The sequence below is a fragment of the Moorena sp. SIO4G3 genome (assembly GCF_010692305.1).
GTDB classification, from domain to species: Bacteria; Cyanobacteriota; Cyanobacteriia; order Cyanobacteriales; family Coleofasciculaceae; genus Moorena; species Moorena producens_A.
The window spans coordinates 1-13,700 of the sequence record NZ_JAAHIG010000247.1; the positions used below are offsets into that span (position 1 = coordinate 1).

Here is a 13,700-nt window from a genome sequence, read left to right on the forward strand (position 1 = left end):
TTAGGGGAAATTGCAATAATGACAGACTGATCTTATCTTCGGTTTCGTCAACAATGATTAAGGCTAACTGATCCCGCTTGATCAGTCGTTCCGCTTTTTGAACCAGGGCTATTGGATCTTCAAATAGAACAACTCCCCGTTCTGGACCAAAATCACTGCGGGAGATTCCCAGACAGTCCTGTAATCCTCTGCGCCATTCTCCCAGTCGTTCTGGGGTGTTGGCCAGGACAAGGGTAATTAGGCGATTGTCATACAGTGTCCGCAACACGGATATAACCGCTGAGGCAATTAAAACATTTTGTAAGCGGCTGCCCATAGTTTGCAGCGCACCACGACCACCTTGGGAAAAAAACCACTGAGACACTTTTTCAGCGTGAATTGGCTCGAAGGTACGACGCAGTTGCCAGGGAGGACCATAATAATCTGGCATTTTGCGATATTGATCCAACAGCTGACGAATCTGTCGGACTTCGTCTTTAAATGCTTGTTCGGCAAATTGTGGGTTGCCTCTGGTGGGGGGTGGTGGGGTTTCTTCTAATTCTGACCGTGGTGCTTCCCTTGGCGGCTGGGAGAGTTCCAGTTGTTCTGCAGCAGCAGCTAGGTCTTGTAAGGAGCCAACCAAATAATCTTTAAAACCTTGAACCCGAATCGCTAGCTCTTGAGATACACCAGCAAAACTGGTGCGCATTTCTTCACGAATCCGTTCCCGGCGGCGTTCTAGTTGCTCAATAGAAATTTGCAACTTTTGCTTGCGTTGCTCCAGTTCGGTCAGACCTTCAAATACCATCCGCTCCACAACTGCTTGGGTGCTTCCCAATTCCTTTGAAACCAGTGACTGTTCATGGTTTTGCAAAGTGGCAATTCTCTGTCTCAACTCCTGTTCTTTTTGCTCAAGTTCAGCCACAGTTTGAGCTAAGCTAGCCATTTTTTTTGCTTGATCTGAAGACTTCCCTAGTTGAATTTCACTAACTTTATCATCCCGATTCGGCTCACTCGACTGTGTTGGTTTAGCTTTGTCATGGTCTGATAGGGTCAGAGAAATGGGAGGAAGGTCGGGAGCTTGAGAGTTATCTCTAGGAGTAGCCCTATCTTGATCTGGGAAATTTGACTCCTGTGAATTATCTAATCCCTTAACTGCTTGGTTGTTATCTTGCTCTTGTTCTGGGTTTTGTGGGTCTTCGGAATTCATTTAAACTGATTTCTTAATAACTTATTCACTAACTACCTAACCTCTACTCTATACTTTGAGGTAAGTAAGTTATACTTTAGGGAAGCGTTCTTCTAGGCAAGTTCGTAGCAGCTTTGGGTCAAATAGAATTGGTAGAAAGTGAATGCTTTTGACTTCTGAAAAATAAAACAAAATCGGTACTGATGTCCAGAAGATTTCCCAATTTTGCCATTCCTGATAAGGAAAACGCCGGATCAGGGTTTCGGAGCGATAAATATCCAAGGCGGTTTCAGTAAATTGCAGGCGTATGGTTACGGCCTGAAACAACAAGAAGAAGCCCAACAACGCGATCGCTAAACTTACCCAGGGTTGTATGAGCACTATTGTCACTGCAGCAATAATCAACACTATAGGCAGTGTGTAACTTGGAGGTAGTTCAACGGTTGATGTTGATTTTGGAGAATAATCAGCAGAAGTCACTTCGCTTAAATCCCGAGCTGATAAAGATGAATCAATATATGAATATAATTTAATTCTAAGCTTATATTCCCAACTTCTTCGATCTTCCCAACTTCTTCTATGGGATTTAACGGGATGACAGTTACCTGATCTTACCTACTACCAGTATCTAGCACATCCCTGAGTAAGATTGACCAAAAATTGAGTTAAATCCCTGTACGGAGAGGGGGGGATTCGAACCCCCGATGGCTTTGACACCATAACAGATTTCGAGTCTGCCACCTTAAACCACTCGGACACCCCTCCATGATCTAGTCAAACCGCACCCCAGACTTCATCTGAAATTTGAACACAAAACCCTGGAATTTGTCAAGTCTGCTGTTGAAAACTCAGGCATTGCTGGGTGGTCAATCATGGAATCACCATCAAGGAACATCAATGTCTATCTCAATATCTTCAACTGTAGTCTTAAAACCACCATCCGGTGTCCACTGGATAGCACCATCACGGCCTGTCCAATAGAGGGTCATCTTAGCATTGCGCATTAGCTTCGCCGTGTAGGAATCCACTACATTCGATGATGCGATCGCAATTTTTGGTTGTAGGGCATCGAGGAATTCTGGCCTCAGACTTTTTCCCGACCACCAAAGTACTTGTAGCTCAGGGAAACGGATGGTTTTGGCTAACTGTTTTTGGAACCCTGGTTTGAGGTCTCCTAGGAGTAACCAATTTTGGTCAATGATGCGCATCAGCAACACTGGTGGTTCACTGTTGACTAATTCTATTGATGTAGAGCCAACAGAGAGTATTTCACCCACTGGAATTGGTTGGTAGTTAGCCTCCCTAGAGGCTACTGCACTAGCGATAGAGTTACGGGTGACAATATCGTTCCAATTTTGAGCCTGAGACAATGGTGGTTGTAAATCAGTGTTATCGTAGAATGTCTCGATCGGCAAACTACCGAGAACCTGAACCCAACCACTTCTGAGTTGGGGCTGCTTGTCGAGAGCAACCGCCCAATTAATATGATTGATACCTTGCTTTTGCAGAAAAGGCAGCACTGTAAACCTGACTGTATCAGGGTTTCCACTATTGACCAAGGTTACTTGTCCCTGGTTTTGAATCACTAAAATTTGGTCATTTCCTGTAGCTAGCACTGTAACTTGAAACAATTTTGACGCTTGTTGCCATTGGGGCAATACCACCACAGTGACAGCAACTAGACTAATCAGCCACCAACGAGGATGTAACCATTGAATCAAGCAAGCTAGAACAATTAGCCCGTATAGAAATAACAGTTGCCCTAGGGAAATCTTGCTCACCGCTACAGAACTGCCTGGCAACTGATTGAAAAATTGCACTAGTCCCATTAGTCCATGGGTTGGGTAATACAGTAACCAAGCCAGCCCACTTCCTGCTGTTGGCCAAATTAGTCCTGCCAAGGCGCTGACAATTCCCCCCAAAGTGATAATAGAAATTAGGGGTGTAGCAATAACACTAAGTGGTATAGAGTAGGTGGCAACAACTTGAAAAACATAAAGTTGCAGGGGCAGAGTCCAAACTGCTGCTGCAATTGGCACAGCAACTAGGGATGCGATCGCAGGTGGCAACCAATCCAAACGTTGGATAATCCCTGATGCAGTGACTAGTAATCCTAGGGTGGCCAGAAAACTCAGCTGAAATCCCACATCCCAGATCCACAAAGGATTAAATAGGAGTAATAGTGTTGCTGCTAACAAGAGTGACCCTAAAGGCTTCACTTTCCGTGCCGTCACTAAAGCAATTAGGGCACCCAGCCCCATCAGAGCCGCCCGCATTACCGATGGCTGGAGTCCAGTTAATGCTACGTAAATTAACAGTACACTCAAGCTAATACTGAACTGCTTTCCTTTGGTTAAACCCCTGGTAAGGGCTAAGACAAAACCCAAGAGCAAAGAGACATGGAATCCAGATGCTGCTAAGGTATACGCTAACCCAGCCTGAATAAATTGATCGCGGATATCGTAGGGCAAATCAACAGCACGACGTCCTAAAACCATTGAACTGATTAAAGGACCTGTGGGAGAGCCTAATAAGCGAACCTGGGAACGGATAATACGTTGTCGCAGTCTCCACCATCCCCAGGGTTTGCCAATAGTTTCCTCATCAAAGTTTATTTGACGCCCACTCAAACCAGCAAAAGCCCCTTGACGGGCAAGATAGGCTCCAAAATCAAAGGCTCCCGGATTAGTCACTGGCTTGGGTTTATATAAAACCCCAGTTACGCTAATTATCTGACCTGGATATATCCCAGTTCCTTGAAGTAATGGCACAGTCACATACAACTTGCCTGTCACTCCTTGACTGATCGCTCCCCCATCTTCGCGACTTTCAATTTCAGTTAACTGAGTAGTTTGTAACCAAAGTTGTGTACGCTGATTTCGGGTCAGGCGAGGCATACTCTCCACTTTGCCTTCAACCTTAAACACTTGCTCTGGCGCAATAGTATTGCTTGAGGGGACATATTCGCTAATGTCATTCAGTTGTGGTTGTGGTACCCGCAATTGAAAATAGACCACCGCCAAGGCCGAGATTAGTCCTGCTGCTACCCATAATCTTGGTTTTGGTCCTGTGCGCCAGAACCTGGGGAATGCGATCGCAGCGACTATCCCTGTGACAACCAATCCTGTCACCAAAGCTCTGTACTCTTGCCAGGGAATCTCACCAGTCGGTAAGTTGAGAATCCCTGTAGACAGTAACCCCAGAATATAAGCAAGACTTATTACTGTACCACTGGCAGGCTTCATCAGATCGATAAACCTAGCTTTAAGCCCAAAACAACATGAAGCAATAGCAGGCAAAGTGCCGTACTTCCTAAGTAGGCATGAACGCTACGGATCAATGCTTTGTTCCCGCCAAAGCCAGTCAAGGCAATCACCCCATTAGCAGCCAGCAAAATCAGTACGATTGATCCTGTATGTAATAGGAGGATTGTTTCCAGGTAATTCTTGGTATTCACTGGCAAAATCCGTAAGTATAACCATCCTTTCTGTGGACTCTAGCTAAGTTTTTAACGTGCAAGCTTATTGCCTTTTTCCCAGAAACTGTGTAGTTAAAGGAATTACTCTTACTTCTAGGGTTAACTCTTCCAAACTCCCCAGTCAAAAGGTTTTTGGCGATGTCCCCACTGCACCAACCTTTGATCGATTTCAATGGGTTGTGTCTAATGGGGTAGCCGTATTTATTGAGTGCCGCTTTTTGTCTGCCACCCTGTCCAAAGCAAGTTACTAACAGTGGCTGAGAGGTTTTCAATACTAAGGTCTCAATGTCTCCAACACAAGCAGCATCAATCCAGTGCTGTTTAGGTAGTCCTAATTTAGTCCGGTTGTACTTGGTTTGTGCTCCTGTCCCAGTAGTCACAGATTTAACCTCTCGAAGCACTTTTACTAACTTGTTCCGAGTTGCATTAACCGCCGCCGCATCCTTTAATGGCTGCTTGGCTTTGGTCTTAATCTTTTGGAGCAGTTTCGGCTTCTTTTTTAGGAAGTCCTCTACAGGCTTGTTCCCTTTTCGTTGATTGCACTTTTCGCAAGCTAAACAAAGATTACTTACGCGTCCGCTTCCTCCTTTCGATTTTGGATGAATGTGTTCGATCTGTAAGGGGACATTTTGCTTGCCACAATAAGTGCATTCCCTTCCCCATTTTTCGAGTAAATACTCTCTGACTTCGTAACCAGCTAGTTCCCCCTGCTGGTACTCAACACCACTAATTTCAGGGTTTGGCATTTTCTGGGTGTCAAACTTAACTCTTTCGACCCAAATCTCATTGACCGGACAGAATTTGATCAGTCGTTTAACCCAGGTTTGGATAGTCAATACCCTATGCTCTAAACTTGGAGCAAGCCACCCCTCTGGACGCTTACGATTGAGGAATCTTGGTTTTCTGTAACGTGTGTTGCGATTGCGTCTTCCGCGTCTCACAGCTCTTCTAGACTCTAGCTTCTTCTTGATTAAACCTCCTCTGTGTTCTAGTTCCATTGCCCAAATCACTTGGTTGTCTTGCACTAAAGCAAACCCAGTTACCTTGCTGCCGGGATCTATCTTGATCTGACATGGTGGAATAGTTGGGCTTGCGTTCGCGCAGCGTCGGCTTTGCCGAATCGGAGTTTTCAAGATGATTGTGAATGGATACATTCTAAAAACGGCAGCTTTACCTTTGTCTAATAGTCGGCGAGCTTTCCTTGGGTGAATGGGGTTTAATGGTTGTTTATTTGCGTCAATGACAAATACGTAATTTTGCATGATTAGTGCATCTCAATTCGGTAAAGTTATCCGAGTGCTTCGCACACGCTTGCGCGAACGACAATGTTGGAATGGCTTGTTAAGCTAATCACACTTTTTACCTTCAGCTTAATGATTAGCGATAGAGCCAGGGACTGGAGTTCATCCCTGGGTATCATGACCAAACCAACGTAGAAAATTAATTCTAAGTCTGCAACCTAGCTAGATAACTTCCGAGTTTTGCCGGAAATTACCAAGGCTTTTACTAGGTGTCCAAAAGTGGGGGCTTTGTGACATACTCCCACACTGACTCTTTGAGTTCAGTGTGGGCTTCTTACCAACTCCAGCCACTGCTATCGGCTTTCGCCGACGCTACGCGAACGGATACAAGGGTTTGCTTTATTGACGATACGGGATGCCCCTCCGCACCGGAACAATACAATAAGTTCTATTTTTTAATTAGTAGGTGGCGGTTAGCTCTTATTTGGTCTTCCCTACTATAGCTAGTATAAAAGATTTTGATCCTGTCCGCAATTCATCTGACACTCATGCTGCCCATGTTCGTTGTGAGGCATAAGAGCGGATGAAGCTAAAATTGGCTGATACTGCATTACCAGAGACAAAACCCCACCGGTGTAGCCACCTGCGATAAAAATGAACATCCAGGGTTCTATTTTTCGATGATCACTGCGACTCTGTAGTGCTATTTCAGGATCAGATACTACTCGGCCACGCCATCCTGCTATTCCCACAAAGCTACCCATAATCAATACCACAATTCCCATCATCAATGGGTGTCCCCAATGCACCACTGGCTCAGGAATACCTAAAATCCTAAATTGGTTAGCAATTGGTTCTAACAGCTGACTTAAATTTTCCACCGGTTTAAAACTATCCTCTCGATTAAGGTTGACCTAGCTTAGGTAACCCTCTTTGTAGCATATTAAGAATTTGATTGGGCAAGACACTGTCAACATTCCCACATAGTGATGTTTAGATTCCTTGACACTTGTCTAAAACTAGGAAACAGATAATTCAAACACTGGCAGCTCAACGTGAACAAACGATCACACCAGATCTATAGAAGGCTGGCTGGATAGATCCTTTGCCTGTCCCTGGTTAAAAGGAGACGCAGGGCTTTAGCTCCCAGGGCAAAGCCATCTAAATTTTTTTTGACAAATGAGATAAGACTATGAATCGAAGACTTTGAAGAAAACCTGTAAGGGGATCTCCGAGAGATCCCCATTTGTTAGAGGGCGATGCGGAATATCCGACACTACGCGAACGCTTACTAGCTGATTAGTGACAATCAATTAATCACCCACATTTCGCACCCCGCCACTGTCACTACTTTATTTTTGATAATGATAATATTTTTTTAGAGCTATAGTAATACTAAATAGCTTAGGATTACCCTGGCAAATTGAGAACTGGTATATATCCAAATTAGTAAATACTAATTTTTTTCTGTCGCTAATGTAGCTTTAGAGTTTTTTTGAGCAATGCCTTTACTATAGACAAGCCAGGTAAAGATGACTAATCCAGCTTCGGTTCCTACTAAATCGTGAAGGATATGAAATAAAGCATTGAAAGTCACTTGTGGGTCAGTATAAGGATTCCCTCCAAACTTATCTAGAAGAAACACAAAGGTTAAATTGACTCCAACTGAAAAAATGGGGAAAAGAATAATTTTCCAATCTTGGAGTATCTTATAGCCTCGATAGGTCAACACCCCCAAAACTAAAGTAAGTGCAATATAAATAGGAATCTTAAAATTATCGTTACCGGCTTGATAACCTAAAGGGTATAAAATTGAAACCACTAACAGACTGATGGCAAACACAATGTTAATTAAATTGGTGATTATCGTAGTCTTTTCCACTAACCCATCCGCCCACAGCGCAAATGCTGAAATCAAGAAAAAGTAAAACATGAAATTCAGCATCGTAAAATCGTTTTGATAATACCAGCATTGGGTGACGTGCCAACCAATTTCTGAAGCGATCGCCACCATCACAAAAGCTAGACCCAGTTGGGAGGCAAAAATACTTCTCGATGGCAGTCTTAAGTTTTTTAAACTGTTGTAAAAAATTCTCATCGCCAGAGGAATGATGGCAAAAACCAGCACGTGGGTGATAATTAATCCCAGTTTCCAACCATCGACTATACAGGTTCTAGAGGGGTCTGTCGGGGATTCTGCGATTCCAGGCAATGTGGCGAGAATATAGCCAAATCCAGCTAAACCAATTAAGAAGCAGAGTGCAGTAAACCCTAAGTTGGTAGTAAAAATTTTGCCATCGTTATTTTCTTCAAGAGCTTCCTGGGATTTAGTAAATTGCTTTGAAGACATTCAAAAGCTCCTTAAGCTCATAGACTACTTAAAAAAATCACCGAAATCGCCGAAATACGATTCTACCCACAGCCTGATACATAGTAGTAATTATCTCATAAAAACTATTCCTTGAATCGAATAGTTAAGATAAATTTTAGGTTATCATTAATAAACGTTAAGTAAGGATCAAATTTATGATGATTACGTTACATATCTTTGTTAATATATAGATTGCTTTACAAGTGTGATGGCTAAAGCCCCTGTACTTTAGTCGGGGGATATAGGCCAACAGATGAATTGATTCATCCGTGATGCGGGTCGTTAATGTACGCTAAAACTTTCTGAGTGCTAATCTGGCCAGTGGTGTCAAACATCTACAAATGTGTCCACAAACTTGGCAATCTTAACAGGTCGGTAAATTCTTGTCTAAGCAATAATGATATTCGTAATTGGTTTGTTCATTGCTGTTACTATACCTCACGCTTACTAGGAAACGCTATAGTATGAAGCCAAAATTATCACCAAAATTGACCTTAATCGCCGCTTATTGCATCAGCCTATTGCAGTTTTATACTACCGCAGAGGCGGTCACCATCGATCAATGGTCTCTAAAGATTATGCCTTTAGGAGACTCAAACACTCGTGGTAAAGCATTGGATCGAGCCGGATATCGAGATGACCTGTGGGCATTGTTTAAAGATAATGGGTATAGAGTAAATTTTGTGGGTAGCGCTACCTCAGAAAATCCCGAAATAGTTTTAGGGCAAAACAACACATATGTGTTTGACAAAGACCATCAAGGGCATGGGGGATTTGCCATAGCTGGTGTTGGCGCATCCAATGCCTGGTCGGATTTAAACTCCGAAATAGAAGATTGGCTGAAGCAAGCAAGACCGGATATTGTCTTATTAATGGCTGGAACAAACGACATCCTTTTTCAGAATGAAAGCCCTGAAGATACGGTCAATGAAATGATTTTACTCATTGATAAAATTATCGCCTGGTCAGATCAGGTATATTTGTTTGTCTCTTCAATTCCCTCCATTAACCCCTCTGCACTGCAGGATGGTACTATCAAGAATCAGAAAGCTGATAAATACAATAACCTATTGGCAAATTTGCTGACGGTAGAAAGTTATAAAAACAAGAACATTCGATTTATTGATAACCGCAATTTATTCATGCCTAATGACATGCTTGAGGATGGTATTCACCTAACCCCAGAGGGTTACAAAAAGTTGGCTCAGGCTTGGTTCAAAATGATGCTCGGCATCGGTACTAGGGAAAAGCAAGATGATAGTCCTATAGATGTTCCGGTTGAGATCGAGATCTATGGTAGGTTAGAAAAAAATTTACAGGGTAAGCGCATCATTAAAAAATTGCTAATCCCTGATAGCTGAACGCGCACGCGTGTGCGTAGCATATAAGCTGATCGCACCTCAAGTAGCACCATCTGTAGCGCATTAGCTGTAGGGGAAGCTCTTCTGAAAGATTTTGCTAATTGCTGACCATGAGCATAGATCCCAAATGGCTTCTATAGGTTTTCCGGAATGAATTCACGGGGCGATCAAGCTCCTACTTTTTTCCCGTGTGATTCGATGTGCTATTATAAAAAAGTCAGTTTACATAGTTAGAAAGCCAGGTTGTTGTGATATTGATTTATCAAAGTTTTCAGGCTTCCTTTCTCACACAATCTGTATCAAGTGCTAATTTTTGCACTCCGATCTCCGCTTATCCGGACTGGGCGGCTTGATCGCGATAGGAATTGGTGATATCCAGATAGCTTAGACTGAATTACCCTAAACTTAGTACAACAATTAAGATGCTAACAGAACAAGACATTGATCAATGCTTGAAGATGCTGGATGGCATCTATACTTGATCCGAACCCGAAAGATTGGAGAGGATTGAAAAATTTGTTAAGTCTACCCTGTCTATTACTCCAGATATCTACAGTCCAAAAAACTTAAAATACTTATTTTCCTATCCTGACCCCATCGGTGTCTTTGCCGATTTCGTGTCTAACTACATTAATTCTAATATTCATACTGAAGAATGTTCGCCAATTTTTACTCGGTGTGAAGTAGAAATGGTAGAAACTCTGTTACCACTAGTCGGTTATCCTGAAGGGGATGGTATCTTTTATCCGGGTGGTACGTTATCTAATTTGGCATCTGTATTCTTAGCGGTACAAAGAGCAAAAGTTAATTTAGGACAATCAGTCATTCTGATCTCTGATCATTCTCATTACTCTGTTGAAAAAGCCGCCATAATTTGTGGAATTAAAAATATTATCAAAGTTAAAACAACCACAAAAGGAGTCGTAGATATAGAACATTTAAGAGAATTAGTCAGCAAAATAAAAGCTGATAATCTCAATCTAATTTACTTTTGCTGTGTGATGGGTTCGACTACTTTGGGAACTTTCGATCCCGTAGAAAAAATATTGGAAATATTCCAAGAATTCGCCATAAAACCTTGGATTCATTTTGATGCAGCTTGGGGAGGCGGGGTTTACTTTAGTGAAGATGCAGGGTTTTACAGAAAGCTGAGTAGTTTGTCAGATTCGATTGTATTAGACTTTCATAAATTTCTTTCAGCCCCTCTATTATGCTCAGTCTTACTGGTGAAAGACAAATCTGGGGGGGCGACATGAGAGCTAAAAAGTAGACTGTATAAGCTTCATAGCTCTCATGCCTGTCTTGATGCAGTCGCTCATGGGGGAAACCCCCAAGACCGCGCTGCATCGCTCGTAAATAATTATCGAGCTTATGGCGACTTAAACGCATCAAATTTTCAACTAATCCCCAACATTTATCCATAAAATTAATCCACTTTTGGCCATAATTACCAATATAAAAACTGCTATGCCTTTTAGTTAATCGCCCATATTCTTTAACTCTAGCTACATAGTTTTGAACTCCTTGTCTTGATGCAGTCGCTCATGGGGGGAACCCCCAAGACCGCGCTGCATCGCTTTTATTTATTATTTCTCCTTTAACTGTGGCAAAAAGATAAGCAAAAGATATTAAAATAACTAAAGAAATAAAGCGTTGACCGACTACATTGCTGCCTTCCAAATTATATCCACCTCTCTTATAATCTCGAAACATTTCTTCAATATCAAAACGTTTCTTATAGGCAGCGATTGCTTCAGAAACACTAGTCATATTTGTTAAAATAAACCAACCTTCTTTAGTCACTGATTTTCGATAACGGTGCGCGTTCCCTAGCGCTTTGAAAAAGCGCGGGGTCGCACCGCAACTTTTCTTCCATTTACAGGCTACACTAAATCCTTTTATTTGGTGAGTTTTTGTAACCTTGACTTTTTTTAAAAATAACGATTTTCCAGGTTTTAATCCACAATTTTTCAAGGAAATCCATCCGGTATTTGCTAGTTCAATTTGTTCCGATTCTTTTAGTCTTAAACAAAATTTAAAACCTTGTTTATCTAGCCATTGAGCCAATTTAACCGAACAAAACTCTCGGTCTCCCAAAACCACAACTTGATAGTTATCAAATAGCCCTATAATATTTGAAATGAGTTTTTTTTGCTCTGATAAATTGCTTGAACCTAACTTTGATAGAAGTTCAAAATAAACAGGTATTGCTCGGTTTTTATAAATTAGACTAATCATAAATAAGTTGTAAGTTTTCCAATTAGTCCTATCCATAGCTAAATAGATTGTTTGATCTTTAGTGAATGTTTTATTTGTCCATTCTCGAATAATTGGAAACCACAAATATTTTATAGTAAATACTGGTAAAGACAAAAATCTCTGTAGTTTTTTACGTCGTGAGCTAAATTGAATGGGTAAAGGGAGTGACTCTGCGATTTTTTCAAGTTTGACATTTTTGGTGTCTTGTCTAATTATTATTATAAGGTAAAAAAACAATAATTGAGATTCAGAAAGTAGATTTTTGAGATGTTTTTGATATAATTCTGGTACCATTTTCAATTGATAGGTCGTATTGACAAGTTATGACCTATCTTTTTTTACCATAATTCGCTCAATTTAAGATATATCAAGGGTTACAGGGCGCTTGTCGCCCCCCCAGAAGACAAATCTGTTTTAGTGGATGAAGTAACAGCACTTAATGGTAATTATCTATTTACCAGCAACCAGAATATAAAATATAGTCTCAGCCTCAAGTCTTTACAATGTTCCCGAGAAGCCTATGCCTTTAAGCTCTGGCTAATGTTCAAACATCATGGTCTTGAACACTTTCAAAATTTAATTCAAAAATACTATAAAAATCAGGAAGAATTAATAAACCACCTTTCGGATCGAGTTTTATATGTTGTCGAACCCCAGTATTTTAACGTGGGTTTATGGTTTATTCCTAAAGAAATGGAAGTGAAGGAAACTATCACAGATTACACGGCTGCAGAAATTGAGAAAATCGATCAACTTAATCTCGCTATCTATGATCAGATACTTAAGGATGGCTTTATGAAAGTCAATTCATATCATTTTAATAATCTTCCTCTATTTATTCGGATTATTGTACATCATGGAAATCTGACAACAGACATCATTTCTGAAATTGTTGCTTATTTATATAAAATCTATGAATCTTTTGGCTCAAGCCCTTGTAAAAGTCTAATCTAGAAGTCCAAAATTACAATAATTTACAGGAGGAATAGAAAATGGCCAGAGTCAGAAAGAATGAATCCTACACTAACTCAATTATAACACCGATTTATCAAAATACAGCTTACTATTATGAGGATCATAAAACTTATGTCAAAGCCTTACATGAAGGATCGATCACAAAAGGCCGCTATGGCAGGTATCATAATCCAAATTGGGAAGAAGTAGAAGGAAGATTAGCCCAACTTGATGAGGCTGAAGATTGTTTACTATTTCCCAGTGGGATGAGTGCTATTTACAGTACTTTAATGGCGTTCGCAAAATCTCAAAGCTGTTTCGCAACAACTTGCTATCTATATAAAAACACAAGACGTGTTTTTGAGAATCTTCATAAACTTGGGTTCAAAACTTTGATTTTGGATAATTCGGATTTATCTGAGTTGATGATATCACTTGATAAACTCAGTCAAGATATTAATCTTCTATTCTTGGAAATCCCCTCTAACCCTCATCTTTACCTAGCAGATATTGAAAAAATAAAAAAGTTGTTAGAACCTGATACGCTTCTCGTTGTCGATAGTACCTTTGCCAGTCCTTATAATTTTAAACCCTGTTTATGGGGGGCAGATTTAGTAATTCATAGTTGTACTAAATATCTCAATGGCCATGCTGATGTGGTACTGGGAAGTGTTGCTGGGAAAAAGGAAGCGATCGATAAAATTAGAAATTTTAGAAATATCAATGGAGTCATTCCTAGTCCAGGGCAAACGCATCTAATCGGCAGAAACTAGCTCTGAAAAGCGTTTGAATGACCCGAAAATTTTAGCTGACCTTAAAATTTGACGGGAACAGATAAAACTGGTATAATATTTGTGTCGCTTATATA

General features: G+C 41.0%; 9 protein-coding genes, 1 tRNA gene and 4 pseudogenes. 4 read left to right on the forward strand and 10 right to left on the reverse strand.

Translation table 11 applies throughout. The annotated features are described in order from the left end of the window. From F6J99_RS30900 to F6J99_RS30940, 9 genes and pseudogenes are all read right to left on the reverse strand, one after another. On the reverse strand, positions 1–1,189 hold a 1,189-nt coding region (locus F6J99_RS30900), incomplete at its 3' end, for a DUF3086 domain-containing protein (RefSeq protein WP_293118680.1). Positions 1,190–1,258: 69 nt separating this feature from the next. Next, positions 1,259–1,648, reverse strand: a complete 390-nt coding sequence (locus F6J99_RS30905; protein WP_293118682.1) for a DUF3119 family protein — start codon at positions 1,646–1,648, stop codon at positions 1,259–1,261. Positions 1,649–1,846: 198 nt separating this feature from the next. Further along, positions 1,847–1,933, reverse strand: a tRNA-Ser gene (locus F6J99_RS30910). 119 nt (positions 1,934–2,052) lie between these two features. Further along, a complete protein-coding gene (locus F6J99_RS30915) occupies positions 2,053–4,413 on the reverse strand; it encodes a ComEC/Rec2 family competence protein (protein WP_293118684.1) in 2,361 nt (786 codons plus the stop codon). Then, a pseudogene (locus tag F6J99_RS30920) lies at positions 4,413–4,583 on the reverse strand (DUF4079 family protein); the annotation flags it as partial. The pseudogene F6J99_RS30920 and the gene F6J99_RS30915, both read right to left, overlap by 1 nt. 38 nt (positions 4,584–4,621) lie before the next feature. Then, a complete protein-coding gene (gene iscB / locus F6J99_RS30925; RefSeq protein ID WP_293118686.1) occupies positions 4,622–5,908 on the reverse strand; it encodes an RNA-guided endonuclease IscB in 1,287 nt (428 codons plus the stop codon). 569 nt (positions 5,909–6,477) lie between these two features. After that, positions 6,478–6,768 (reverse strand): annotated as a pseudogene (locus tag F6J99_RS30930) (DUF4079 domain-containing protein); the annotation flags it as partial. Positions 6,769–7,343: 575 nt separating this feature from the next. Then, positions 7,344–8,237: a hypothetical protein gene (locus tag F6J99_RS30935; protein ID WP_293118688.1), complete on the reverse strand. Its 894-nt coding sequence runs from the start codon at positions 8,235–8,237 to the stop codon at positions 7,344–7,346. A gap of 284 nt (positions 8,238–8,521) precedes the next feature. Next, positions 8,522–8,650 (reverse strand): annotated as a pseudogene (locus F6J99_RS30940) (IS200/IS605 family transposase); the annotation flags it as partial. 72 nt (positions 8,651–8,722) lie between these two features. On the opposite strand from F6J99_RS30940, the gene F6J99_RS30945 reads away from it, so the two are divergent. Then, positions 8,723–9,619 carry an SGNH/GDSL hydrolase family protein gene (locus F6J99_RS30945; protein WP_293118690.1) on the forward strand — a complete coding sequence of 299 codons (897 nt, stop codon included), beginning with the start codon at positions 8,723–8,725 and terminating at the stop codon, positions 9,617–9,619. A gap of 497 nt (positions 9,620–10,116) precedes the next feature. Continuing rightward, the gene (locus F6J99_RS30950) at positions 10,117–10,875 is read left to right on the forward strand and encodes a pyridoxal-dependent decarboxylase (protein ID WP_293118692.1); all 759 of its coding nucleotides are present in this window, start codon (positions 10,117–10,119) and stop codon (positions 10,873–10,875) included. Here the strand turns inward: F6J99_RS30950 and F6J99_RS30955 are convergent. Further along, positions 10,859–12,172 (reverse strand): annotated as a pseudogene (locus F6J99_RS30955) (IS4 family transposase); the annotation flags it as partial. The gene F6J99_RS30950 and the pseudogene F6J99_RS30955 sit on opposite strands and share 17 nt — an antisense overlap. Before the next feature lie 123 nt (positions 12,173–12,295). On the opposite strand from F6J99_RS30955, the gene F6J99_RS30960 reads away from it, so the two are divergent. Further along, on the forward strand, positions 12,296–12,832 hold the full coding sequence (locus F6J99_RS30960; protein ID WP_293118694.1) for a pyridoxal-dependent decarboxylase: 537 nt from the start codon (positions 12,296–12,298) through the stop codon (positions 12,830–12,832). Between the two features lie 38 nt (positions 12,833–12,870). Continuing rightward, positions 12,871–13,605 (forward strand): aminotransferase class I/II-fold pyridoxal phosphate-dependent enzyme, encoded by a 735-nt coding sequence (locus tag F6J99_RS30965; protein ID WP_293118696.1) that lies wholly within the window; start codon positions 12,871–12,873, stop codon positions 13,603–13,605. The last annotated feature ends 95 nt before the right edge of the window (positions 13,606–13,700 follow it).